Source organism: Dulcicalothrix desertica PCC 7102 (assembly GCF_003991905.1).
Classification (GTDB): domain Bacteria; phylum Cyanobacteriota; class Cyanobacteriia; order Cyanobacteriales; family Nostocaceae; genus Dulcicalothrix; species Dulcicalothrix desertica.
In genome coordinates this window covers 393845-419357 of sequence record NZ_RSCL01000005.1, presented here as the reverse complement: position 1 = coordinate 419357, position 25513 = coordinate 393845, and the positions used below count along the sequence as shown (strand labels likewise).

17 protein-coding genes and 1 pseudogene are annotated in these 25513 nt (G+C 39.7%); 3 read left to right on the top strand and 15 right to left on the bottom strand.

The window, feature by feature from the left end; translation table 11 throughout:
• Positions 1 to 15: 15 nt before the first annotated feature.
• The 3 genes from DSM106972_RS13280 (at position 16) to DSM106972_RS13270 (ending at position 5979) form a co-directional block, all read left to right on the top strand.
• Positions 16 to 1227 (top strand): glycosyltransferase family 2 protein, encoded by a 1212-nt coding sequence (locus DSM106972_RS13280; RefSeq protein ID WP_127081154.1) that lies wholly within the window; start codon positions 16 to 18, stop codon positions 1225 to 1227.
• The gene (locus DSM106972_RS13275; RefSeq protein WP_127081153.1) at positions 1224 to 2486 is read left to right on the top strand and encodes a glycosyltransferase family 2 protein; all 1263 of its coding nucleotides are present in this window, start codon (positions 1224 to 1226) and stop codon (positions 2484 to 2486) included. The genes DSM106972_RS13280 and DSM106972_RS13275 overlap by 4 nt, the downstream gene beginning before the upstream one ends.
• Positions 2487 to 2547: 61 nt before the next feature.
• Positions 2548 to 5979 carry a trifunctional glycosyltransferase/class I SAM-dependent methyltransferase/polysaccharide deacetylase gene (locus tag DSM106972_RS13270; protein WP_127081152.1) on the top strand — a complete coding sequence of 1144 codons (3432 nt, stop codon included), beginning with the start codon at positions 2548 to 2550 and terminating at the stop codon, positions 5977 to 5979.
• A gap of 321 nt (positions 5980 to 6300) precedes the next feature.
• On the opposite strand, the gene DSM106972_RS13265 is transcribed toward DSM106972_RS13270, so the two are convergent.
• The 15 genes and pseudogenes from DSM106972_RS13265 to DSM106972_RS13195 form a co-directional block, all read right to left on the bottom strand.
• A complete protein-coding gene (locus DSM106972_RS13265) occupies positions 6301 to 7725 on the bottom strand; it encodes a B12-binding domain-containing radical SAM protein (RefSeq protein ID WP_127081151.1) in 1425 nt (474 codons plus the stop codon).
• Between the two features lie 144 nt (positions 7726 to 7869).
• Positions 7870 to 8310, bottom strand: coding sequence for a hypothetical protein (locus DSM106972_RS13260; protein WP_127081150.1), 441 nt, complete (start codon positions 8308 to 8310; stop codon positions 7870 to 7872).
• Positions 8274 to 8675, bottom strand: a complete 402-nt coding sequence (locus DSM106972_RS13255) for an HMA2 domain-containing protein (protein ID WP_127081149.1) — start codon at positions 8673 to 8675, stop codon at positions 8274 to 8276. Before DSM106972_RS13255 ends, DSM106972_RS13260 begins: the two co-directional genes overlap by 37 nt.
• An 86-nt stretch (positions 8676 to 8761) precedes the next feature.
• The gene (locus DSM106972_RS13250) at positions 8762 to 8980 is read right to left on the bottom strand and encodes a hypothetical protein (protein WP_127081148.1); all 219 of its coding nucleotides are present in this window, start codon (positions 8978 to 8980) and stop codon (positions 8762 to 8764) included.
• A 326-nt stretch (positions 8981 to 9306) separates the two neighbouring features.
• Positions 9307 to 10647 (bottom strand): annotated as a pseudogene (locus DSM106972_RS13245) (ABC1 kinase family protein); the annotation flags it as partial.
• 228 nt (positions 10648 to 10875) lie between these two features.
• Positions 10876 to 11073: a hypothetical protein gene (locus DSM106972_RS13240; RefSeq protein ID WP_127081146.1), complete on the bottom strand. Its 198-nt coding sequence runs from the start codon at positions 11071 to 11073 to the stop codon at positions 10876 to 10878.
• A gap of 195 nt (positions 11074 to 11268) precedes the next feature.
• Positions 11269 to 14106: a cation-translocating P-type ATPase gene (locus DSM106972_RS13235; protein ID WP_127081145.1), complete on the bottom strand. Its 2838-nt coding sequence runs from the start codon at positions 14104 to 14106 to the stop codon at positions 11269 to 11271.
• Positions 14107 to 14639: 533 nt separating this feature from the next.
• Positions 14640 to 15011 carry a hypothetical protein gene (locus DSM106972_RS13230; protein WP_127081144.1) on the bottom strand — a complete coding sequence of 124 codons (372 nt, stop codon included), beginning with the start codon at positions 15009 to 15011 and terminating at the stop codon, positions 14640 to 14642.
• A 100-nt stretch (positions 15012 to 15111) separates the two neighbouring features.
• Positions 15112 to 15597, bottom strand: a complete 486-nt coding sequence (locus tag DSM106972_RS13225; protein ID WP_127081143.1) for a calcium:cation antiporter family protein — start codon at positions 15595 to 15597, stop codon at positions 15112 to 15114.
• An 80-nt stretch (positions 15598 to 15677) separates the two neighbouring features.
• The gene (gene cax, locus DSM106972_RS13220) at positions 15678 to 16790 is read right to left on the bottom strand and encodes a calcium/proton exchanger (RefSeq protein WP_127081211.1); all 1113 of its coding nucleotides are present in this window, start codon (positions 16788 to 16790) and stop codon (positions 15678 to 15680) included.
• A 505-nt stretch (positions 16791 to 17295) separates the two neighbouring features.
• The gene (locus DSM106972_RS13215; RefSeq protein WP_127081142.1) at positions 17296 to 17796 is read right to left on the bottom strand and encodes a universal stress protein; all 501 of its coding nucleotides are present in this window, start codon (positions 17794 to 17796) and stop codon (positions 17296 to 17298) included.
• Positions 17797 to 17925: 129 nt separating this feature from the next.
• Positions 17926 to 20652, bottom strand: coding sequence for a heavy metal translocating P-type ATPase (locus tag DSM106972_RS13210; protein WP_127081141.1), 2727 nt, complete (start codon positions 20650 to 20652; stop codon positions 17926 to 17928).
• Positions 20653 to 21145: 493 nt separating this feature from the next.
• Positions 21146 to 21370, bottom strand: coding sequence for a Nif11-like leader peptide family natural product precursor (locus DSM106972_RS13205; protein WP_233787183.1), 225 nt, complete (start codon positions 21368 to 21370; stop codon positions 21146 to 21148).
• Positions 21367 to 22827: a formylglycine-generating enzyme family protein gene (locus tag DSM106972_RS13200; protein WP_127081140.1), complete on the bottom strand. Its 1461-nt coding sequence runs from the start codon at positions 22825 to 22827 to the stop codon at positions 21367 to 21369. Before DSM106972_RS13200 ends, DSM106972_RS13205 begins: the two co-directional genes overlap by 4 nt.
• A gap of 403 nt (positions 22828 to 23230) precedes the next feature.
• A complete protein-coding gene (locus DSM106972_RS13195; protein ID WP_127081139.1) occupies positions 23231 to 25492 on the bottom strand; it encodes a heavy metal translocating P-type ATPase in 2262 nt (753 codons plus the stop codon).
• Between the last annotated feature and the right edge of the window lie 21 nt (positions 25493 to 25513).

The following is a 25513-nucleotide window of genomic DNA, read 5'->3' as shown; positions in this document are numbered from 1 at the left end:
AATTTCAAAATATCTATGTCTTATATTATTCAAGATATTGAAGTAACGCAGCCATTACCGACTATCTCACTCAGTGAAAATGACACAGGTCTTGCATTGATTTTACGTCGGAAAGATAGACCTATTGGTTTTGTGATGCAAGCGCTACCAGAAAAAAGCGTATTCACATCAGATGAGCTAACGCAAATCATTACTAAAGAGGTAGGAAAAAAGCTAGTTGAAGAAAGTTTGAAAGAAGAATTAAAAGTTAAAACTGCTAATCTAGCAGATTTTCCCTCACTGACTGTTGCTATTTGTACTAAAGACCGTCCAGATAATTTAACACGCTGTTTAAATTCTTTACTTAAATTACAAGAAAAATCTTACTTTGAAATTTTAGTAGTAGATAATGCACCTTCTGACCAACGTACTCAAGATGTCGTTGCTGCACTACCGACAGTTCGTTATGTCCGTGAACCGAAACCAGGATTAGATTTTGCGCGGAATTTAGCTATATCATCTGCTACAGGTGAAATTCTTGCTTATATTGATGATGATGTCGTTGTAGACCGTCAATGGTTAGATGGACTAAAGGAAGCATGGGGAGAAAACCCAGATGCTTCGGCATTCACTGGATTAATATTACCATTTGAATTAAATACAGAAGCCCAAATTCTGTTTGAGCTTGCTGGAGGTTTTCGACGCGGTTTTGAAAAAATTCGCTACGGTCAAGTTTTACCAGGTAATGAATTGTATCCTTGTGGTTCCGGTATCTTCGGCGCCGGATGTAACATGGCATTTCGTCGCGACATGTTAATTAAGCTGGGTGGTTTTGATGAAGCGTTAGATACAGGCGCCCCGCTTCCTGGTGGTGGTGACTTGGATATTTTTTACCGCGTAATTCGTGCAGGTTATGTACTTGTATATGAGCCACGTTATTTAATTTATCACCAACATCGCCGAGAAACAGCAAAATTACGTCATCAGTACTGGACTTGGGGTTTGGGATTAATGGCTTTTATCATAAAGTCTTACCAAAGTGATTTACCACAACGTGCAAATCTACGACGGTTAATATTGTGGTGGTTTCAGTACGAATTCGACCGCTTAAAACAATCTATAAAGGGAAAACACCCACTGCCAATATCTATGTTGTTGGCGGAATTATGGGGTGGAATTGTAGGACTATGGGGCGAATATCCCCGTTCGGTAAAACGCATTGAACAAATTCGGAGGCAATACTCATGAGTTGGAAAATAGTTCATATAGATTTAAGTCAAGATATTCCTGCGCTGTCGAGCGATAACAACATACATGTTGTGTTTTGGTGGCGCCATATTCCTTTAGCTCACACCGAGATTTTAGCCACTCAGTTACCAATGCCCGCAACGCAGGTAACAAATTTAGCAGCATCTGCCATTACGCCGACAGTTGGCGCCTATGTGCTAAAACAAAATTTATTAGAAGATACACTAATTGATTTTGAGGCTTTAGTTGGGTTAACACACCCTTTAACGAAGTTAGAATATATTTCTCAACAGCCTAATAATAAAACAGTTTCTATTGTCATTTGTACAAGAAATCGTCCTGAACAACTCGCGCGCTGTTTGCACTCTCTACAAAACTTATCTCAACCTCCTCACGAAATTATAGTTGTAGATAATGCTCCAACGAACGATGCAACAATGCAAGTCGCAAAAATGCCAGGTGTAAAATATGTAAAAGAACCACGTCCTGGTTTGAGTATTGCTCGAAATACAGGTATTCGTCACAGCACAGGTGAAATTATTGCTTTTACTGATGATGATGTGGTTGTTCATCCTGATTGGATTATGCGCTTACAGCAAGCTTTTGATGACCCCAAAGTTATGTCTGTAACTGGATTAGTATTACCTGGTGAGCTAGAAACAGAAGCGCAAGTTGTGTTTGAAAAACATCTTGGCTTTTTTAACTTTGGGTATCAGCCAAAAACCTATGATAGTGCATTTTTCCAATCAACGAAAGTTTTCGGCGCCCCAGTTTGGCGTATTGGTGCGGGTGCTAATATGGCGATTTTACGTCAAGCTGTTAATTTGGTGGGTGAATTTGATGAACGTCTTGGCGCCGGAGCAGCTGGTTGTAGTGAAGATTCAGAATTTTGGTATCGACTTTTAGCAGCAGGTTGGATATGTCGTTATTACCCTGCATCTGTAGTATATCATTACCATCGCGGCAGTGTGGATAGTTTGAAACAGCAAATGTATTGTTATATGCGCGGTCATGTAACGGCGTTGTTGGTGCAGTACGAAAAGTATAATGACCGGGGCAATTTACGCCGATTATTCCGAACTATGCCGAAGTGGTATATCAAGACTATTATTAAAGGTAATAAGTATAAGCATAATACTTTAATTGCAGAAATAATAGGCTGTCTTTCAGGTGTTATTTATTATATTCAGAATTATAAATCCCCCCAACCCCCCTTAATAAGGGGGGCTAAGAATAGGCTCTTGTCCCCCCCTTATTAAGGGGGGCTAGGGGGGATTAAACCACAAAGTACGCAAAGAAAGAGGAAGAAGAGATTATTATATGAAAGTATCTATTATTATACCAGCTTACAATGCGGCGCCGACAATTAGTGAAACACTGTTGTCTTTGCAGGCACAAACTTATTCTGATTGGGAAGCAATTGTAATTGATGATGGTTCGAGTGATGATACGTTTACAGTAGCGTCGGAATTTGCGATACAAGATTCACGTATTCGAGTAATTAATCAACTAAATCAAGGTGTAAGTGCTGCGCGCAATTTTGGAGTTAAAGAAGCTTTGTTTGATTGGGTGTTATTTCTTGACGCTGATGATTGGATTTTACCTCAACATTTAGAAAAATTAACAGATGTTATTAAGCAAGATGCAAATGTTGATGCTGTTTACTCAGGTTGGGTAAGAGTTACACCTGATGGTAAATTTATAAATTACGACTTTTCTAACCAAGCTAGTCAGATGTTCGCTGCATTTGCTGGTAGCTGTGTGTTTGCAATTCATAGTTGTATTGTTCGCCGTAATATTATATTAGATGTTGGTGGATTTGAGGCTGAATTACCAACTTGTGAAGAATGGGATTTATGGCAAAGAATTGCTCGTACTGGCGCCCGTTTCGCTGCAATACCTGAGAAGAGCGCGTGTTATCGAATGCGTCCAAATTCGGCTTCTGCAAATACACGCCAACTTTTATATGATGGGTTAAAAGTAATTACTCAGGGACATTCTCCTGACTCACGAGTTAAAAATCCATCTGTTGCTTATGCTACTGGAATGCCATTTCAGGAATTATCTGGCGCCAAACTTATATTTGTTTGTTGGGTAGCTGGACTTGCACTCGGTTCGGGTGGTGACTTTTTGCCAATACTTTCTGCTGTAGAAAACGAGCTTGAACCTGGACTCAACCCAGAAATTGTTGCTCTATCAATTTTTTGGTCTACATTTTTACCTACTGGTCAAACACCATCAGATTGGTATGAGTTATGGTTGAAACTAGAATCAAAAATTACAGAATTCTTAACAGCATTAGAGAAATTATCTCTGGCGCCTGCTTTAACTATTCGTGCATCTAAAAAATTACAAGATTTAATTTTAGAACACACAACTGCCACAAAACCATTGACTTTAGGCACTACTTATGCAATAGAGCAAGAAGTTACGGAATCTTTTACAGATATTGTGGCGCCATCTGAAACAGAACGCTTGCATTGTTCCGTTACCATACAAGGTAAGTATTTAGGAAATGTTATTTTACCTATCTGTGACGGAGTTGTTTCTAGTCACGTTCTCAAAGATGCTATTGCTGTAAAATTTGCTTGGGAAATTCTAAGGAGTTACTTTAACAACACAGTATACCGTCAACTCACCACTAAACGCACTTCCACAGGGTTATCAATTTGGCGGGGTAATATTCATCTTGCCTCAATGCCCGAAAATGAAGTATTACACAACCACATCGGATGGATAGTTTTTCTCCAAGAACTTTGGGGAGTTAACTGGGAGCAAAGCTATTTTTATAACCCAATGACAAAGCTGCAACAACTCAAAGCAGTTGTGAAGAGTTTACAGCAAAGCAATATTAAGTCGATAGCAGAAAATTTTATCCCGACTATAAAGCAAGTTGAAAATTGGGTAACAGTTGAAGTTAGTCAAAAATTACCTACGCTGAGAACTAGTGCAGATAAACTACAAATTATTCCTACTGTTGGTGGAGTTGCTTTAGGGACAATAGCTTATCAAGTACTAGATAACAAAGTCACATCTCAACAACTACGAACCGTTATCATACAGGAAGCTCGGTATGAACTAGCTGTTGCTGCTGTCCGAGAAGGATTACTAGGAATGCCGCTAACTGGTAATTTAAGAGAACGGTTAGCCAAAAAACCATTGCTTCAAAATCATGATGATACTAATATAATGCTTGGGCGCCGTACTGGAGCAATCGGAACAAGTAGCTCACGACTAGCGACTCTCCCGCAAGCTGCAAAACAAGACTTACTTGTAGCAGCATTACATACAGATGAAAAGTTAGTAGCAAAAAATAAGAGTGAGCATGCACAGCAAAAAATTAACCTGCGCTCGAATTTTGAAACACTGTTTGCCAAAAACCCTGACCCTTGGAAATATACTAGCCCATACGAACAGACAAAATATGAGCAAACTTTAGAATTGCTACCAAATGTCAAATTTGAGCATGTGTTGGAATTAGCATGTGCAGAAGGACATTTTACAGCACAACTGGCGCCGAAAGTTGGTAATTTACTTACAACAGATATTTCTCAAATTGCTTTAGAAAGAACAGCAGAGAGATGTAAAGAATTAAACAACATTAGCTACGAGCGTCTTGATGTAATTACAGAGTCAATTAAAGGTAAATACGATTTAATTATTTGTAGCGAGGTTCTGTATTATACCGAAAAAGTTGAAATACTTTCTTTAGTTGCAAACAAAATAGCTAATGCTCTCAAACCAGGTGGTTACTTTATTACAGCACACGCTAACTTAGTTCGAGATGAACCAAACCGACCAGGTTATAATTGGGGTTATGCATTTGGAGCAAAAGTTATTGGTAAAACGTTTGCTAACACTCCACCACTACAATTAATTAAAGAGCTACACACCCCTTTATATCGAATTCAACTTTTTCAAGCTTTAGCTAATTCGGCACCGATAACATCAGAAATAATCGAAATACCTCAACCCACACCACCGCCTACTAAGGTAGCAAATACTGTATTATGGCATGGTGGCAAGCCGCAAGATTACTGGCACGAAGAAATCGTCACCGAAAAACTACCAATTCTCATGTATCATCGTGTATACCCAGAAGGAAAAGCAGAGACTGCACGTTGGCGAGTTACACCCGATGCATTTGAGCAACAACTAAAATATTTACAAGAAGCTGGGTATTACAGTGTCAGTTTAGCAGACTGGGGTGAAGCAATACTCAAAAAGAAACCGCTTCCAGGTCGAGCAATTTTAATTACGTTTGACGATGGTTATCAAGACTTTTATGACTACGCTTTTCCTTTATTAAAGCATTATGGTTTTTCTGCTACCGTCTTTCTCGTTGCCAATAACATCGGAAAAACTAATACTTGGGATAGTTTTTATAACGAAGAATTATCTTTAATGGGGTGGGATAGTATAAAAGAACTCCAATCTCAAGGCATTGAATTCGGCGCCCATACAGCTACACATCCGCATTTAACAGCACTTTCACCCCTTGAAATTGTCACTGAAGCCTTGAGGGCACGAATCATATTACAACAAGGTTTAGGTAGAACACCTCTAACTTTTGCTTATCCATATGGCGATACAGATACAGTTGTACAGCATTTAGTTGGCGCCTGTGGTTATATATATGGTGTTTCCTGTAAATCTGGGTTAAGCAGCTTTCAAGATTCTTTACTCGCACTGTCAAGAGTTGAAGTTACAGGAAGTGATACTTTGAGAGAATTTATAGCCAAACTAAGTTAAACATTGTAGGTTGGGTGTCCGATTGGAACCCAACATTAAACATTAATTAATAAGAGTGTTGGGTTATGTAAAGCCTCCAGCCAACCCAATACTGCTCGGCGCGCGCAAATTACGAAACGTCAAACCCTTGTAGAGACCGTACATGTACGGTCTTTACATCCGTTAACTCACCGGAATGCACGAGTCCGAGAAACCGGGCTTCTTTACGATAAACTAGGGTTTTTAGCAAAATCTTTATCAAGAAGCCCGGTTTCTTTGAGCTTGCCCTTGAATGGTGCAAGATATAAGTTAACCGAGCAGTATTGCCACCCAACCTACGTTTCATGTACTTGTATGCGACAACTGAGATTTAGGAAGTTCATTTACATTTTGTTTCGCCAAAGAATGATTGTCAAAGCTATTTAAAACATTTTCCAAAGTTGGTAGTAAGTGATTAACTTGCTTTAATCGTATTAGCATGTCCCATATCGGTTCAGCTTTTTTCCAGGCGCCAGTATAAGCTAAATGTCGTAAACGGTCGGCTAAATTATCTTTTGTCCAGACGCCTTTAAAAATAGAACTCCACCGATAAAAGTCTCGATATGAACGCCAATATCCGTTTTCTAGCGTTTCAACACTCATCTGTGTAGGACTATATACAGCATGACGAGTATCATATAAATCCCAATTGTGAATCGTAATTCGATTTTGCGCTAACATTCGCTTATATAAAAGTGTACCAGGATAAGGAGTTAGAATGTGAAAAGTAGCCGTTTCTATTCCTTGTGTAATAGCCCATTCAATAGTTCGGTCAAATACAGTATCATCATCGCTATCCATACCATAAACAAAACTACCATTAACCATTACGCCAAATTCTCGTAAACGCTTAATGGCGCCGCTATAGTCTCGATTTAAATTATGATATTTGTGTTGCTCTCTTAAATTATGAGGGTTAAGCGTTTCAAACCCCACAAACATACTTCGTAGTCCAGCTTCCGCAGCTTTTTCTAAAAGTCCAGGTTTAAAAATTGACTGTACAGTTGCTGCAGCTTGCCATACCCTACCCATCCCTTTCATTCCCTCAAATAACTCCGCAGCAAAAGCTTCATGTCCAAAAATATGGTCATCAAGGAAGTATAGATGTTTACCTGGTAATCTTTCAATTTCCGCAAGAGCATCATCAACAGGTTGGGTATAAAAAGACTTACCACCTTTATAAAAAGCATCTTTATAACAAAAGTCACAATGATGCGGGCAACCTCTAGAAACCACTATAGAATTAGGAACAAGATAATGATGTCGCTTAATTAAATCCCTACGAATTGGCGGACTACCTACTAATGTACGAATTTTAGACTCATACATTTTAGCAGGATGTCCCGTGCGGAAATCTTGAAGAAACTGGCGCCAAGTATCCTCACCTGGGCCCAAAAATATAGTATCCGCATGTTGAGCAGCTTCTTCAGGCAGGGATGTAACATGTAAACCACCCAAAGCAATATAGGCGCCTTTGCTTTTATAGTGGTCTGCCAACTCATAAGCACGGTAAGCCGAAGTAATATAAACCTGAATCACTACCAAATCAGGTTCATCATTAAGATTAAGAACTTCCACATGTTCATCTTGTAAATCAATTTCATCATCTTCATCAAAAAACGAAGCAATAGTAGCTAAACCTAACGGTGGAAAAAGATGATACTTGATTGGGCGCCAAAAAGGACTAAGAGCTTCAGTCAAAGCAGGCAAAATCATTTTTACTTTCATACAAACTCTCCATCTTGTGGAATGGGCATCCTTGCCCGTTCTTAATTCTCTGTATATATAATGACTTCAGCCACACGGCTAATATTTGTTGTAAATCAAAATAAACATGTAAAGCAAAGTTTCTATATATTAAATTTGATTAAATTACAAATCAAAATTCCACTCTTTAGGTAAATTGCTATCGCACACACCACAATAAAACCAATCATATTTAACAATATTTGTCGTACTACAAACTTCACATTTACGAAAAACAAACTTACTAGTAAAGTCAAATGGATACACTAAATTAGCTTCTGCTAGTGCAGATGCAACCACTTTCCATGATTCGCTTTCAGGACAATAACCTGTAGACTGATTTGTTATTGCAGAAACTACCAAACTTAATAACGTAAGCGTAAAAGTTATTTTTCCAGCAGACAACACTGCTTGACCACGCGCGCATTGTACATGTTCAGAATGTCTATCAGCTATCCACAACTGCTTATCAGTATCAACAATAAAAGTTGCAAAAATGCGGTGCCTGTAATTGGATAAAATTATGTAAGTTAGCTGACTTGTTGAGTTGTGGTTTTGTCTTCCCAAGGATCTTCGTCAACATTTACAGGCTCACCCGTGTAAACAAACGCTTGTTCAACTTCGTATGCATGGGGTTGTGGAGTTTCTGTTGCTGGGGATGGCGCCTTTTCTGGTGTAGGGGGTGGTTCAACGGGTGGGGCAAGTTGTACAACTGCTTGTTCGAGTTGCGCTAACATAGCTTGGCACGAAATTTTTTTGTATTTGTAGGTGACAATTATAGATTCAGCTTGGGGGTTTATCCGAATGTCTGTGACAAAGTTTATGGATTGAACTAAGCTTTGAAGTTTATCGTTATAGTTTGTTTCTTCTGCTAATAAAGGTATCCGAATACGTATTCGCCCTTCGATTGCATGAACGATTTGATAATCCATAATTGTAAAGGTATTTATAAAATTCAATTTGAACATGCCGTGGAGACCGAATATATCCGGTCTCTACATAATTTGCAAAATGTGTATTATGCTGCTATTGGTACAAATGCATTTCTAATTAAAGCGATTAGCTGCACGAATAGTTTTGATACTACTTCCATTATCCACTCGGCGAGTATGGCAGCTACGAATTCTACGAAGAAGGTCACAAATGCCTCAGCTAGTACTTCAATCACCCACTTGGCAACGTATTCGGCAATGAATCCGGCAATTACCTCTGTTAACGATACAATTAAACAAACCATAAGTTTACCCTAATATGAATGATTAGAGAATAATCACTAAGATGTTGGATTCCCCCGAAGCTAACTTACGAGTTTTAATGTTTAGTTTATTTTTGTTGCTTTTGCTAATAGTACCAAACTTGGTTGGCTTTGATTGTCACAGTTTGTAACAATTTTTGTTGTAGGACATCTCAGACAGATATCCTACAGGGGTTTGACTAGTAGTTCGTGTCATTAGTTTTGATGTGTTGACGCAGATTTTTGATCCCCCCTAACCCCCCTTAATAAGGGGGGAACAAGAGAGCTATTCTTAGCCCCCCCTTATTAAGGGGGGTTGGGGGGATTTAACTCTTTCTTAGTTCAGGCGCCGGGTCGGTTAATAAACGTTTTGCTACATAGGGATATGCGGATACTAAAACTTTAAAGTCTGGGTCTATTTTCATAGCAATTCCTTCTAATGCTACCAGCGCGCGGATGATAAGGGCGTAGTATGCTGGTACTTGGAAGGAGTGTTCGTACATTAACTCAGAAAGTTTTTGGATAATAACTTGAAAATTTAGCTCGGCTACATTGGAGGTGAGTGCATCATTAAATAATGTGGTCAAGGCGCCACGAACGGGAGCTACATCTACATCGGGTGGTAAAAAATCTAAGTCGATATAATCTTGAATTAGGGCTGTAAAGTCTCGATTAACTATATGAACTAGGGCATTTATTAAAGCATATCGTTGATATGGTTCTATGTAGCTCATCATGCCGAAGTCTAGATAAGCTAGTTTACTGTTTTCCATCGCTAGTAAATTACCTGGGTGGGGGTCTGCGTGGAAAAAGCCGTGTTCTAGTAGTTGCCGTAGGGTACATTGGATACCAACTTCAACTAAATGACGCGCGTTTATACCTTGAGCATTAATTTCTGATATGTGAGTTAATTTAGTTCCTTGTATCCATTCCATCGTTAATACACGACGGTTGGTATATTGCCAATAAATTTTTGGCACATAAATATCAGTAATATTACTATATAAACTGGCAAATTTTTCGGCGTTGTTACCTTCCTGAATATAGTCCATTTCTTCAAATAAACGGGCACCTAATTCATCTAAAATAGCAACTAAATTAGTGCGAATTTTACTGAAACGTTTTTCTAACCAGACAGTTAATACTCGCAGAATGTACAAATCTAAAGCTATCTTGTCTGCTAAGTCGGGTCGTTGTACTTTTACGGCAACTATTTCTCCAGTTTTTAATTTGCCTTTATATACTTGTCCTAGGGATGCTGCAGCTATAGGTAGTTCGGTTAATTCGGCGTATATTTCCTGTGGTGCGGCGCCTAATTCTTCTAGTATAAATTGATGTGCTATTTTTGTAGGAAACGCTGGTAATTCATCTTGAAGTTTAGTAAGTTCATCAAGGTATACTGTAGGTAGTAAGTCAGGACGGGTAGATAGTGCTTGACCTACTTTAATGTAAGCGGTTCCAAGGTTTGTTAGGTGTTGTCGTAGTTTTATTGCTAGATGGTGGTGTTTAATGTGGGGTTTTAATCGTATTATTCTATACCACCACCATTGAGCGGCGAAGCTAATTATAGGAAGCAATATTTCTAGCCACCGTTTTATTACTCGTATTTTGTTTGAATCAAATTTATGCGCTATTGCTTCTGGGTTATAGCGGAGTGGTTGTTCAGAAATTTGAATTGCGATGGGCTGATTTTTTACTTCCATAATTATTTCTTCTATAATTTAATCCCCCCAACCCCCCTTACTAAGGGGGGCTAAGATTGGGTTTCTTTTTTGTTCTAAGATTTGTTTCCTTTCTTGTTCTGAGATTTGTTTCCTTTCTTGTTCTAAGATTTGTTTCCTTTCTTGTCCCCCCCTTATTAAGGGGGGCTAGGGGGGATTAAAATCTTCAAACATTCTCTAATCATCTTCATCCTCATCATCATCGTCATCGTCTTCGTCATCGTCTTCATTACGTTCATTTCTGAAGTTTATATTTTCCCTGTCTTCGTCATCTTTGTTTGACTGACCAAATATACCTCCCATTGCATCTTCAGTTTTTTGCTTGATGCCATCAAAAAAATTAGTTTCGGATTCTTGTCTTTCTTTCTTAGCCATTTTTTGTTACCTCTAATAATGATTGTGGGTTGTGGAGGAGATGTGACATGTCACGTCTCTACGTTTGTTTAGGGACTTCCAAATAAAAAAATACCCAAAAATTTCTTGTGGGGTGGGCATCCTTGCCCGCCCTAGATAAAGAACGGGCAAGGATGCCCATTCCACAACATGGAGAATTAAATTTTTGGAAGTCTCTTATTTGCGGGCTTTTAGGAACCAACGGGTGAATAGTTTTTCTGCTTCAATCCATACAAAGATGATGGCACTGAAGCCAACACATATCATTAATTCTGTGAATGTTAGATAATGGGTGCTGAAGAAGTTCCGTAATGGTTCAACGTAAATTAAAAGCAGTTGCAGTATTGATGTGAATACTACTGAAAGCAGGATATATGGGTTGGAGAAGGGGTTAATTTCTATAAGCAAGCGAGTGTTTGACCGAATGGCTAATGCATGTCCCATTTGTGCTAAACACAAGGTCGTAAATACCATTGTTTTCCATCGGTCTGGGTCGAGTCCACCTTCTGTGTATGACCTGGTGTAACCGTAAGCCCAAGACATCATCGCAATTGTCACTACTGCTAACACGATTCCAATCCGAATCATGTATGTTCCTAACCCCCGTGCAAAAATGCTTTCTTTAGGATTTTTAGGCGGTTGTTGCATCACAATTGGTCTACCAGGTTCAACTGCTAGAGCTAATGCTGGGACTCCATCTGTTACCAGGTTCATCCAAAGAATTTGCAATGGTGATAATGGTACACCCCCTAATCCCATCAACGGCGCCGCTGCAATGGTTAATACTTCTCCAATATTACTTCCTAGAATATACCGAATGAAGCGACGAATGTTGATATAAACAACACGTCCCTCTTCTGTAGCTGCAACAATAGTTGAAAAGTTGTCATCTAACAGCACCATGTCACTAGCTTCTTTACTGACATCGGTTCCTGTTATTCCCATTGCAACACCGATATCCGCTTGCTTCAGTGCTGGAGCGTCGTTGACTCCATCTCCTGTCATTGCTACTACATGACCCCGACGTTGGAGTGCTTGAACTATTTTGAGTTTGTGTTCTGGAGAAACGCGCGCGTATACACTTACTCGGTCTACATGTTGCTCTAGTTGAGCCATGTCGAATTTCTCTAACTCACGACCTGTAAGAACTTCGTCCTCTGGTCTGGCAATACCCAAGTCTTCAGCGACTGCTTTCGCTGTTAATTGGTGGTCACCTGTAATCATTACTGGACGAATACCCGCACTTCGACAACGCGCGACAGCATCTCGCACTTCTGGACGGGGTGCATCGAGCATTCCTACTAACCCCAACCAAGTTAAGCCATTTTCAGAAGTTTCTTCAGAACCTTCTGGTGGTAACTCTTTTAATAGTTTGTTGGAAAATCCTAAAACTCTTAATCCTCGTCCTGCCATTTGGTTGTTTTGTTCCAAAATTTGCGAACGCTGTTGTGAAGTTAAGGGTTCTATTTCATGCCCAACTTGAATGTGGGTGCATCGCTCTAAGGTTAATTCGGGTGAACCTTTGGTAAACATTAAATAATTTGTAGCCTGGAGATGGAAAGCACTTATGCCGGCGCCAGAACCTCCTGCTTCTACCATTACACTCATGCGTTTGCGTTCTGAAGAAAATGGAAATTCAGCTACACGAGCAAATCTATTATCTTGTTCGTCTTTACGGAAACCTCCTTTACCTGCTACTGATAATAAGGCGCCTTCTGTAGGGTCACCTAAAATTGACCAATCACCATTTTCCTTCTGTAAAATGGCATCATTACATAGCACACAAGCTAGTAACAAAGCTTGAAGTTCTGGATGTGCATTAGAAAGTTGGGTTTTATTTTGCCATTGAAATTCACCATTCGGTGTATATCCTTCTCCTGTAACACGCGCTGTATTGCTATTGGTACAAACATTTTGCACCACCATTTTGTTTTGGGTTAAAGTTCCGGTTTTGTCAGAACAAATGGTAGTTACAGAACCAAGAGTTTCCACTGCTGGTAATTTACGTATAAGCGCGTTCCGCTTCACCATGCGTTGCGTTCCTAGTGCAAGCGTCACTGTAATAACAGCAGGTAAACCTTCTGGTACTACTGCTACTGCCATACTCAAAGAAACTTTTACCAGTTCTTCAAACAAACTTGGATTATATAGAGTACCACCCGCAATTACCAACACTACTAACACTAAGGCGCCTGTCACCAAAACGTTACCTAGTTGGTTCATGCGTTTTTGCAGTGGTGTAGGTTCAGACTCTACCGACTGCAAAGCACTAGCAATTTTTCCCAATTCGGTTTGCATTCCTGTGCTTGTTACCAAAACAGTTGCTCGTCCCTGCACTACTTCTGTTCCAGAAAACACAAGATTAATGCGGTCACCTAGAGGTGCATCTTCAGGTAGCTGTACTTCGGCTTGTTTGTTAACCGCGTGTGCTTCTCCCGTTAAAGCAGACTCTCGAACTTGCAAATTAGCAGCTTCTAATAACCGTCCATCAGCAGGAACTTTAACCCCCGCTTCAAGTAACATTACATCCCCTGGTACAAGTTCTTTCGATTCGATTTCTAGTGTTTTTCCATCGCGAATTACTCGTACCTTAGATGATGCCAGATTTTTTAAAGCAGCTAGAGCTTTTTCGGCGCCGCTTTCTTGGATGTAACCTAACACCCCGTTCAAAATCACTACTACAAAAATAGCGACAGCATCTTTAGGAAATACAAACTTGCCTAGAGTGAGAGCTTCGCGTACATCCAAAACAGCAGAAATAATTGCTACAGCAATCAACATCAATAACATGATGTTTTTGAACTGGTCCCAAAGAATTTCTGCGGGAGTACGTGTTCCGCTTTCTACCAGTTCATTTGAGCCATAGCGCTTGAAATATTCTCCAACTTTTGATGTCGTTAAACCAAATGTGCGGTCGCTTCCCAACCGCTTAAGAGCTTTAACAACTTCTAAGGTATGCCAAGCAGACGTTTCGGTCGGTTGAGCAAACCCAGAGTCTGAAGCAGTAGAAGTCATAAAATATTCTCTTCTAATTGAATAAGGAAGATGAAATTAGAAAGAAGCTATTGACATGTGGCATAGGCATACTGCCTGTGCTATTTAATTTGGGTGGATAAAAGATTGGCAACGGATGATCAACGGATGTAACGGATAGGTTACTTTTTATAACTAGACTTTAATTGTAATCAATTATTTATCCTTTATATCCGCGCTTATCTGTTGCAAAACAACACCTTAAAGCTTGAAGACTTGCTTTTTCTCTGTCTTTACTTCTTTCTAGTACAAAATACCTCAATGTTCTCAGCACTATAAATAAGTGCTAATAACATTTCTAATCGGCATTATTAGATATTACAATGAATGGTAACTCAATAGTGTAATGTAAACATAAATAAACATAAATTTTTCCTGCTTAATTAGAATATTGATTTAGCTGTTCTATATTGTGAATACAGGTATATTTATTTACCACGGAGACACAGAGAGAAGAGTTTTAAATATTGCTATGGAAATGGGAACCATTGGTTCCATTTTCGTTCTTTCATTATTTAAGCAAATTTAAAACATTCCCATTCACCATAGACGGTTTCAGTATTTAGCTTAATTTGACCAGCAGTTAATTCTATACCCTTTGAAGCAGCATAGGCGCCAAATGTTCGTAGAAAAAGCGGCATTGCTATTACACCTCCTGGTACGCATCCAGCCAATAGCACAGAGGCGCCAGCCATCATAAGAGATTGTATAAAAGCTTTTAATACTTCTTCGTTGATATTCTCAGTGCGCTCTATAACAACAGTAGCTATTAAAGTTGTTTTTCTTGTTTCAACTATTGGCATTGGTAAAATGTTAGCATCATTCATCACAACTCTAAACTCTGGCAAGCCGCCGATGCTTCCTAGTTCAACTATTTTAGTTGCCATAATTATGGTTTTTAATTGCTGTTTTTTCAGATACCTGTATATTGTGTAGAGACGTTACATGTAACGTCTCTACAACATGATTATATATTGCAACGTAAATTCAGGTTGGGTCATAGTAGAACAATACAGAGATAACCCCAAAGAAAATTAGCATTTGCAGTCCATTCAACCAGTTACACCGTCCATCTTGGGATATCTGAGTCATAATCATAACACTACCAATTAGTGCTGCGATTTGAGGAGGCGAGAAAAGGAAATCGACTGGTTTCCCAACTATGCTAGAGGCAATGATTAACGTTGGAATTACGAGTAATGCAATTTGAGAGGCAGCATTCATGCCGATTTCAAAGCTTAAGTCTACTTTACTTCTATATGCCACAATCACAGCACTCATTATGGCGCCCACATTACCAATTATGCCAATGACTATGGCGCCTACAAAAATCTCTGTCCAACCAAATCCAGCTGTAACAGAATCGACGCAATCCGCAACAAAATTAGAAAGAAAAGCCATGAACACGCTAGAAACAGCGAGTACACCAATACAGAAAGAGATGCTCCAAGAAAGTTCATTATTCTGCTCCATTTCAAACGCTTCGTTTAGATTAGTAGCCTTTTGATCTGGTTCTGAGTGCCTAAACCTGGCAAAATAATTTTGATACTTGCTTATCCTGCCATGTCAGGGTGTAAAAAGAATGCTGTAGCTAGCATGGAATAAGTCATTAGCAGGAGTATTCCTTCTAACCAGTTAGAGCGACTGTTAGGTCTGACTGAGTTGGTCATCAAAACTGCAATACCCATTCCTAAGACTGTAAAGTTATCAAAATCAAGATTCATTGGTTTTCCTAACGCTAGACCAGCAAAAACCAAAATCGGAGTTACAAACATTGCTATTTGTAAACTAGAACCTATTGCCACAGACGAGGCTAAATTAACTTTATTTTTTACTCCACAGATACCACAGGTAATGATTTCAACGGCGGCGCCAAAGATAGGAAGTAGAATTACACCAGTAAACAGACTTGTCATGCCAGTAGTAGCAATTGCCTCTCCTAAGCTATCTACCAGTACTTCTGAAACGAACACCAAAACAACTGTTGTTGCTAGCAGTAATCCAATATGCAGTTTTAAGTTATACTTTTCACCTCTCGCTTCACTACCATAGCTTTCTGGTTCTGCGTCCTCATCAAGTCCATAGAGATGACTATGGGTTTTCATTGAGAACAGCAGCATTAATAAGTAAGATGCCAGCAGTAATCCAGAGGCAATGTATGAAAACTCATTCGTAGTTTTGATATGTAGCGCCATTGATGTAACTTCTATCGCAGTTGGCGCCAATAAAAACACAACTACTAAGTTCAGTAGAGAAGCATTAACGCGCGCAACAGTGCTTAGATGCTCGTGGTTAACACGTGTACATGAAGAGCGATTACGCGTTCCACCTAAAAACAGAGCAAAACCTAAACCTAAGAGTAGGTTGGCAATCATCGAACCCATTAAGCTAGCTTTTACCACGTCTATTAAGCCAGCATTGAGCGCAACAACTGAAACAATCATTTCAGTAGCATTACCGAAAGTTGCATTTAGCAAACCACCCAAAGCAGGTCCAATTTGACTAGCTATAGCTTCTGTAAAGTTGGCTGTCCACGCAGCTAAAGGAATAATTGCTAACCCAGCCGTTAAGAATACAATCTTAGGACTGACATTTAAATGGTGTAAAATCAAGCAAATTGGAACAAATACCAGCATCCGTAATAGAAAAGCATCCTTACGCGACATGGAAGCTGGTTTAGCGGATTTTTTCCTTGTTGATAGTTTATTTAACTTTGTAGTAGACATTGCTTTGCCTTAATAATCTGGTTACTAGTGGTCTATGTCATTAAAATAACTAGTATTTATATTTACCACAGAGAGGCGTAGAGACCGAATTAATTCGGTCTCTACACAGAGAAGAGAGCAAGATTGGCAACGGATTATGAGCGGATGTAACGGATGGTTAATTTTAAATAACTAGATTTTGTTTATAACCAATAACTTATCCGTTACATCCGTTGCCAGCATTGATAGCAACGTTAAATCAAAGCTATAATTGGATGTAAACATCTTCGCTGCAACAATAAAATCCTGACATCCGTTCTTGAAATGCTACAAAATTTCTAAGAGAATAGTAAAAAACTCTTTTCTCTCTTCCTCTGTGTATTCTGTGTAAGAGTGGTAAATTCGCGCGTGCTAGATAACAAAGATATGCGCTAACTAGCGTTCATAAATACTAGCTGGATGTATATTATGAAAACGTAGCGGCTTCGTGAACTCGAATATTGGAAGCGCTAAAGTTTTCTGGCCCTTGCACTATCATTACTGAGCATGGAGCGTAATGGGTGACATAGTTACTTACACTACCCAAAATTAGTTCGCTCATTCCTGAAAGTCCGCGTCGTCCAATCACAATTAGTCCAGCTTCCCATCTTCTTGCGGTTTCACAGATAATATGTCCTGGTCTACCTAAAGTTTGGTAATATTCTGTCACTACCCCTGCTGCTATTGCTTCTTGAGCTAGAGACTTTAGTAAGTCTAGACCTGGTTTCTCAAATTCTTCCCAATGTTTTTTGTTTTCTGGGGTGTTTATTAAGCTTAAGATGCTTGGACTGTCATTTTCATCTACTGATAGAACATGCAGTAATTTTAAAGATGCTTTGGTGGCAAGTGCGAGCGAGAGCGCTTCTTTAAATACATGCTTGCTCATATCATCTGAGCGATGGAGTGCTACTAAAATTTTACGATACATACAAGTCTCACAAAATAAATTTATTCGGGTTGTGGAATGGTCTTGTGGAATGGGTGTCAAAAGCCCGTTCCAGTGCCTCCAAGTGCGTTGGTTTTGTTTGAGGCGGGCAAGGATGCCCGCTCCACAAGATTAGACCATGCTTGCAGCAACTGGTTCTTCCTCATTCATAGTTTCAACCGTGTAGAAGCATTTTGTATTTGGCTCATAAGCCCATGCTATTCCTTCAGGGTCTTGGGTCATGCTCCAATTAGCGAAATCTTCTCTGGTTCGATTACTTGCTAATGTTTGGCTTGGTAATCCTAAGCGTTTTGCTAAGGCGTTTTGTTTGAGTTGCACACCCTTGTTAAAGAGGTTTTTTACTTCAAGGTTCATGTTGTCCAACTCAGATAAAATAGCGTTGGCTTCTTCACCGTTGGTTGAGTGACCGTTGGAAAGTATTACTACTTCTGTTTCAAACTGTTGTGGTGTTAGTGTAATACTGCTTGGTTCGGTGTAGGGCTGAGTCTGTTCGTGCTGGTCTAATGGAATGGAAGCACTGAAGTGCTTATTACGGGCTGGTTCGGTGTTTTGATGAGTAGCTTCATGCAGGCGCCGCTCTTCTTCAATAAGTTCGGCTGGATTGAGTCGATGTTGTAAAGGTGCAACTTCGCCAGGACCAATAAGTGGACGTAAACCATTTAGTTCTGCCAAAATTGCAGTACCGTTGTTTATTACCACTGCCAAAAGTGGGTCGAGGGCAAAGAAGATACCTGAAACTAATGCACCTAAGTTGGGAATTGCTACAATTGCTGTGTTCTGCCAAATGATATCCATTGCTTGCCGCGCGCATTTAACTGCCATGATTAAACCGCGTAAGTCGTCTTCCATTAACACAACATCAGCAGTTTCTCTTGCAATGTCGGTAGCACCAGCAAACGATATAGATACATCGGCATAAGCTAAAGCCGCAGAGTCATTAATACCATCTCCACAGAATGCTACTGTTTTACCACTGTCATGCACTGCTTTGACAACTTCTACTTTCTTCTCTGGGAAAGCTTCAGCAGTTACGTTGTTAGGATGAATACCAAGATTATTTGCAATGGAATCAGCAACCCGTTTAACGTCACCTGTAAGCATGTGAACGGTTATGCCCATTTCCTTAAGTTCTTGGATAACTTCTTTACTTTCTGGACGTGGTGGGTCACTGTAACGAATTACACCAAGTAGTTCACCGTCACCTGCTACATAAACGAGCGATTGTCCACCTGCTTTTGCATCAGGATAACGAAGGTCATAAGCTTCTAAATCAACATTTTCCTGCTTCATAAAGCGGGGACTACCGACAAGAATATTTATACCGTCAATTTTGGCAACGGCGCCTAAACCAACTTTATATTCCCATTCTTCGCATTCCTTGAGCGCAACTCCCGTATCTTTAGCGTGGTGAACAATTGCTTCAGCGATTGGGTGTGTTAAACCTTTTTCTGCACTTGCGGCGTAGCATAGAACTTCTTCTTTGCTAAAGTGTGTCATGATATCAATATCATTTACACCTGCGTGACCAATCGTTAATGTTCCTGTCTTATCGCATACAACGGTGTCTATCTTCGCTAAGATTTCAATCGCGCGACCACTACGTATTAATACACCATTACGTGCTGCAAAGGTTAGTACTGATAAAATTGTTGTTGGAACTGATACCCGAATACCTGTACCAAAGTCTAAGGTTAAAAGTGCAATCGCTCGTGCTAAGTTGCCGCTGGCTAATCCCACACCTGTACCAATTAGTAAGGTTGGAATTACCATTTGGTTTGCTACAGATGCTGCATAGTTTTCTACACGAGTATCATGTACAGGCGCCGCTTGCATTAAGTTGACAATTACACCAGCACGTGTGTTGTTACCAACTCGTTCAGCAAGGATAGTTAACGTTCCATCTACTAATAAGGTAGATGCAAATACTTCTTCACCTATGGTGCGCGTTACAGGAACTGATTCACCAGTAAGTTTGCATTGGTCTAGAATACCTGTACCTTCAGTGATTACACCGTCAACAGGAATTTGGTCACCCGGATAAACAATTACATGGTCTCCAACAACTACTTGTTCGGTGGGAATTTCCACTACTTGCCCATCACGCAGTACAAATGCAGTTTTGCTCAAGCAATCTAATAAATCTAAAGATGCTCGCTCACTGCCTCGTGCCGTCATATCACGAATCGCTTCACCACCTTCTACTAAACCCAACATAAATGATGGTGCAAAGAAGTGTCCTGTGGCTGTATGTAATGCAATTGCTAAACCATCTAAGAAGTCAATTGTTAACTGACGCTCTTGCTGAATAGCTTCCCATGCTCGTTTAAATACTGGTATTGCACCAACAAATATAACCGCACCAACTAAAACAGGAGGAATTGGCGCCCCAGCCATGACAGATAGCGAAAGTGCTAAACCTGCCATAGGATAACCTAAGCGCTCAACAAAATCTACTTCGTTATTCGCTTTCTCATGACCCTCTGCGCTATCAACTGTTGGTGCCCATCCTATAGGAACTTCAGTGCTAGATGCTTTTTGAATAGAATCAAATAATTTTTCTTGAATCGTTGCAATCGCCACAGCAGTACATTCATGATTGTAATTAACAGTTAATGAACTAGCTTGTGGGTTAATTTGAGATTCAGTGACAAAACTCTGTTTATCTAAAACATATTTCAGTTGGTTTGCATATTCTTCGTCCCACGCCAATTGAGGAATGCGAACACGAAACCGTCCTGGAATCCAGTGAACTACTTCGTAATATACAGTTTCAACGTGACTGGAGTATGTCTCAATAACTGTTCTTTCGAGCCTTTGATCAGTAGTTTGAAGTGACATATGGCTATTAATCCGCTTCTTTGTGAATGGGTTTACATTTGGTGAAAATTGCACAGCAATAGAAACGTGCGTTGAATATTCTTACCTCTGCCCATTTGCGAGCTTCTAGGACATTTATCCTAAATTCAGGCGCATTGAAAAGTAATAAACAACTGTTTGCTAGTCCTTATACAGGGCAAATGCTTGTGTAAATTTCAATTGATAATTTTGATGATTGCAATTTAATATCCTAATACTTTCCTCTAAATCACTACGTACCAAAATCTGATAGATAGCGCTGATTAAAAATATTTAGATTACTAATCAATGAGGGAAGTATCTGCAATACAGAGTTGCTATTAAGTTTAATGCTTCTGCTGCGATTGTATTCATTCTACAGTAAATTCTTAACAGTAATCAAAAAACTTTAGAAAAGTAAATCACTTGAAGTTATATGTATTTATATTGAAATAAAGTCCTGATTAATGCAGAAATAACTGTAGCGTTGAAATTTTCACGAAAATTGGCTAATTAAGGTCAATAAGTTTTCTTTAATGTAAACTTCGACTTCTTTTGAGGTGAAGCTATAACCATATTCCCCGCCTAATTGTACAATTAACTTTACAAAACTGTCTCGGTCGGATGCACTTTTTAGCCTTTTTAGCAGAGGCGGGTTCTGCATCACCATTTGGTGAAATTGTTTGACGTGTTTTGACATATCTTGTCTCACTTCTTTCATACTGAGAACACTACTCGAAAACTAATACCGCTTCCTCCGTGGTTTGCTTCATCCCAGTGTCGTTGTGCTGAACGACATAAACAAGGTAAGCAATACCAGGCGCCACCTCGCAAGAGACGGCGATTTTGACTTCCTCCTTCTTCCCAAACACTACCATCACAGGTAGCTCCATGATAGTTGTCGTGCCAAGGGTCATAGCACCACTCCCACACATTGCCATGCATATCAACAAGTCCAAATGCATTTGCAATTTTGTAACTATCTACAGCTACTGCTCGTTGACAATATTGACCCGGCGCCTCCAAGTTATATGTATAGTTACCATCATAATTTGCAAGGGTCGATGTAATAGTTTCGCCAAAGTGAAAGGGAGTTGAAGTCCCAGCACGGCAAGCATATTCCCATTCAGCTTCGCTAGGCAGTCTGTAATTTTTTCCTGTGGCATGAGCCAGTCTTTCACAAAATTCAACTGCATCATACCAGGACACTTGTTCTACAGGTTGATTGTCACCTTTAATATTAGATGGGTCAGGATTAAGCGAACGATTAATAGTAGGCAAATTAGCAATTACTCGCCATTGTGACTGGGTAATAGGAAATCTGCTCATATAAAAAGGTTCGATTTTGACGAGATGCTGAGGTTCTTCATGAATTTCTCGTCCTTGCTCCGTCGTTTGAGAACCCATCCAAAATTCACCCTTTGGTAACTCAACAAGTTCTAAATCTAAATCAAAATTTTCCAACTTTTCTTGGAAATAAGAGACTTGATTTTGATAACAATCTATTTGGTTTCCCCAAGCATCAACATTTACTATATAAATAGTCAATGTTTGCTTGTTAATTGTTAAAGCTGGTACAACTTCAGGCTGAATGTGAACTATTTTCTCTTCTTTCTCTTCTTCTTTCTCCTCATGAACTTGAGACTCAACTAATAAAACTGTTTCTATTGGAACTTCAGCTTCCAAGTGGTTCTGCGCTTCTTTAACTTTTTCAAGTTCTGAACGCAAATGAATCAACTCTTGGTTTACTCGCTCTGACTGATAAAGCAGGTTTGCTTGATTTGATTCTTTTTGTTGCAATGTTGCTAGAAGCTGGTCATGGGTTTGATTTGCCTGTTCTAGCAATAAGCGCAGGTGTGCAAGGTCTAATTCCCTTTGATTAAGGTTTGTCTGAAATTGGTCGCGCGTTCGTTTTACTTGCTCTAACTCAGAACGAAGTTGGACTGTTGTTTGCTCTGTGTCTTTGAGTTTGAGTTGAAACTGCTGTATTTGTTCTCGATAAAATTTGACGCTTGCCCATAGTGCTTGTGCCCATTCTAACCGAGTTTGCTCTTTGAGCATAACTTCTGGTACTAACCCTAAAACAAGGGAGTATGGCTGAAGGTTCCAACCACAAAGTGAACAGTTATCAACTTTACCTACAACGTATTTCGTTCGGCAAACAGGACATCGAGGCATACTAATTTCCTCTGAACCTGAACCAGCATTTGCAATAATCTCAAAATTCGATATTGCAACTTAATAACTATAGTACAACGCACATTTTCTAAATTTGGAAAATATGCAATAAAGCTTAAACTTCACTAAATACCCTGTGGGCGTGAGACTTAAGAATTTCTTTACTATTTGAACTATGTACTTAAGTATAAGACTATTTTTAACCTACAAGATCAATATGGTTAACAAAAATTAACCTATAAATATAACCAAAGAATGATTAAGGGATGTAATGATAGTGGATTGAAATGAATGAGGTGTTTTACGGAATTAATTTTGATAGGTTGGTTAAACAACAAAACATTGTAGAGACGTTACATGTAACGTCTCTACATCTATCATATTTAATGACAGCGAACAACAATTAAACTGGACTAGGTGTTAAAGCTTCTATTCCTTTAGATAGAGAAGAAGATTCAGGTGTAGGTGAAGATTTGACGGGTTCTGGGTTGAAAGTCGGAAAACCACTTTCAAACAGAGGTCGGAAACTATTTAACTCAGCAACCAAAGCTGAACCGTTACTGATGATAACGCCTAATACTGGGTCGAAGGCAAATAAGACTCCTGCTAACACTACACCAATATTGGGGATGGCAATGAGCGCAGTATTTTGATAGACAATATCCATTGCTTGTTTGGCAATGGCGATAGCTGATGCTATACCACGTAGGTCATCTTCTAATAACACTACATCGGCGGTTTCTCTAGCAATATCAATACCACTTGCAAAAGAAATAGAAACGTCAGCATGAGCTAAGGCAGCAGCATCATTTATTCCTTCACCAATAAAAGCAACGGTACGTTCTTGACTTTGGAACTGTCGAATGACTTCAACTTTTTGGTCAGGGAAAGATTCTGCATAAACATGGTTGTTTTTAATACCTAACTGTTTTGCAACATGATTCGCAACCCGTTTACTATCACCCGTTAACATATAGGTCTCGTTTCCAAGGTTTTCTAAAGTGGAAATGACTTCGGCACTTTCCGCACGGGCTGGGTCTGTATATAAAATTACGCCAAGTAATTCGCCGCCTTTGGCAACATAAACTGTTGAGTGACTTCCTGTTTGTAATTGTGGATGATATTTATAGATGGGATTTAAATCAATACCTTCTTGAGAAATTAAACGATGACTACCTGCCAAAATCTTTTCACCGCCAATTTCGGCAACTACACCAAAACCGATGCGATAATCCCATGCTGAACAAGGTTGAGTTTGAATATTTTGGGCTTCAGCATAACGGAGAATGGCGCCTGCGACAGGATGGGTGTTACCTTGTTCTGCTGAGGCTGCAACTTCTAATACCTCAGTTGATGAAATAGTTGAACTTGCCGTTAAAATCTCTACAACTTCGGCGTTCCCTTGGGTAAGTGTTCCTGTTTTATCAAATACTATTGTATCTATTCGCGCTAACATTTCTAAAGCACGACCGCTACGAATATAAACTCCGTGTCGTGCAGCAAAGGTGAGAGCAGCAATAATGGTAGAGGGTACGGCAATACGGATGTTATGACTAAAATCAAGGTGCAGTGGCGCCAGCGACCGAGAAACATCCTGAGTCAAAACAAAAATGGCGCCGCTTAACAACATGCTAGGAACAATTGTGGCATCTGCAACTTTTGCGGCGTAGTCTTCAACGCGAGTATCGTGAACTGGAGCGGACTGTAAAAGTTGTACTGTTAATCCTACGCGCGTATTTGAACCAAGTCGTTTTGTTAAAACGCTGATTTTACCTTCTAAAACTAATGTAGACGCATGAACTACCTGCCCTTCTGAGCGAGATACTAAAGTAGATTCTCCTGTCAAGCGATGTTCGTCAATTAGTGCAGTTCCTCGCAGTACCCTGCCACTCACCGGAATTATTTCACCTGGATAAACTACAACGCGGTCTCCCTTTTGTACTTCCTTAAGTGGAACTAATACCTCAACTCCGTCGCGTTCTAAGCGAGCAAATTTATCCATGCTACTTAGCAAATCAAATACCTGTCGCTCTGATGCGCGGGCAGTGACATCTCGAAGTGCATCTCCGGTATACATTAAACTCAGCATCAGCGATGGACCGACAAAATCTCCTTTTAATGTATATAAACCTAGCCAAATAGCATCGAGAATATCAGAATCGAGGCGCCGTTCCTTGATTACTATTTCTATGATTCGACTTACGAAGGGAATTGCGGCAGTTGTGACTAAGGCGCCGAGTGCAACAGCTGGTATGGGCATGACCTGAGTTGATAGCACAGCCAAGCTCAAACTCAGAATCGGTAATCCCAATCGTTCTATCCAGTCAATTTCTGGTCTAGATTCGGTTTTAATTGGCACAATACCCGCAGGAACTTCCGCTTGGCTTGCCTTTTCAATACACTTTAACAAGCTTGACTGAACGGTTGTAACTGGTACATCTGGGTCATAATTGACGATGAGCGAGCTACTGAGCAAGCTAATACGGACACTAAGTACAAAATCTTCATATTCAACTAACCAAGTTAACTTACTAGCGTACTCTGGGTCAGAGGCTAGTCTGGATATGCGGATGCGAAACCGCTCTCTTGTAACGTGAATAATTTCGTAGTCTTGTATTGGCGATTGCTTTAGTATCAGAGTTTCATATTCCGGTAAGACTGGCATAAATTTCTGCCTCAGTAGTAA

Excerpts from the sequence above, each read along its gene's own strand:
- DSM106972_RS13230 (WP_127081144.1), bottom strand. The coding sequence starts at position 15,011 with ATGGCAACTAAAATAGTTGAACTAGGAAGCATCGGCGGCTTGCCAGAG.
- DSM106972_RS13225 (WP_127081143.1), bottom strand. The coding sequence starts at position 15,597 with ATGGAGCAGAATAATGAACTTTCTTGGAGCATCTCTTTCTGTATTGGT.
- DSM106972_RS13205 (WP_233787183.1), bottom strand. The coding sequence starts at position 21,370 with ATGAAAGAAGTGAGACAAGATATGTCAAAACACGTCAAACAATTTCAC.
- DSM106972_RS13265 (WP_127081151.1), bottom strand. The coding sequence starts at position 7,725 with ATGAAAGTAAAAATGATTTTGCCTGCTTTGACTGAAGCTCTTAGTCCT.
- DSM106972_RS13255 (WP_127081149.1), bottom strand. The coding sequence starts at position 8,675 with ATGGATTATCAAATCGTTCATGCAATCGAAGGGCGAATACGTATTCGG.
- DSM106972_RS13280 (WP_127081154.1), top strand. The coding sequence starts at position 16 with ATGTCTTATATTATTCAAGATATTGAAGTAACGCAGCCATTACCGACT.
- DSM106972_RS13195 (WP_127081139.1), bottom strand. The coding sequence starts at position 25,492 with ATGCCAGTCTTACCGGAATATGAAACTCTGATACTAAAGCAATCGCCA.
- DSM106972_RS13275 (WP_127081153.1), top strand. The coding sequence starts at position 1,224 with ATGAGTTGGAAAATAGTTCATATAGATTTAAGTCAAGATATTCCTGCG.
- DSM106972_RS13200 (WP_127081140.1), bottom strand. The coding sequence starts at position 22,827 with ATGCCTCGATGTCCTGTTTGCCGAACGAAATACGTTGTAGGTAAAGTT.
- DSM106972_RS13250 (WP_127081148.1), bottom strand. The coding sequence starts at position 8,980 with ATGGTTTGTTTAATTGTATCGTTAACAGAGGTAATTGCCGGATTCATT.
- cax (WP_127081211.1), bottom strand. The coding sequence starts at position 16,790 with ATGTCGCGTAAGGATGCTTTTCTATTACGGATGCTGGTATTTGTTCCA.
- DSM106972_RS13270 (WP_127081152.1), top strand. The coding sequence starts at position 2,548 with ATGAAAGTATCTATTATTATACCAGCTTACAATGCGGCGCCGACAATT.
- DSM106972_RS13235 (WP_127081145.1), bottom strand. The coding sequence starts at position 14,106 with ATGACTTCTACTGCTTCAGACTCTGGGTTTGCTCAACCGACCGAAACG.
- DSM106972_RS13210 (WP_127081141.1), bottom strand. The coding sequence starts at position 20,652 with ATGTCACTTCAAACTACTGATCAAAGGCTCGAAAGAACAGTTATTGAG.
- DSM106972_RS13240 (WP_127081146.1), bottom strand. The coding sequence starts at position 11,073 with ATGGCTAAGAAAGAAAGACAAGAATCCGAAACTAATTTTTTTGATGGC.
- DSM106972_RS13215 (WP_127081142.1), bottom strand. The coding sequence starts at position 17,796 with ATGTATCGTAAAATTTTAGTAGCACTCCATCGCTCAGATGATATGAGC.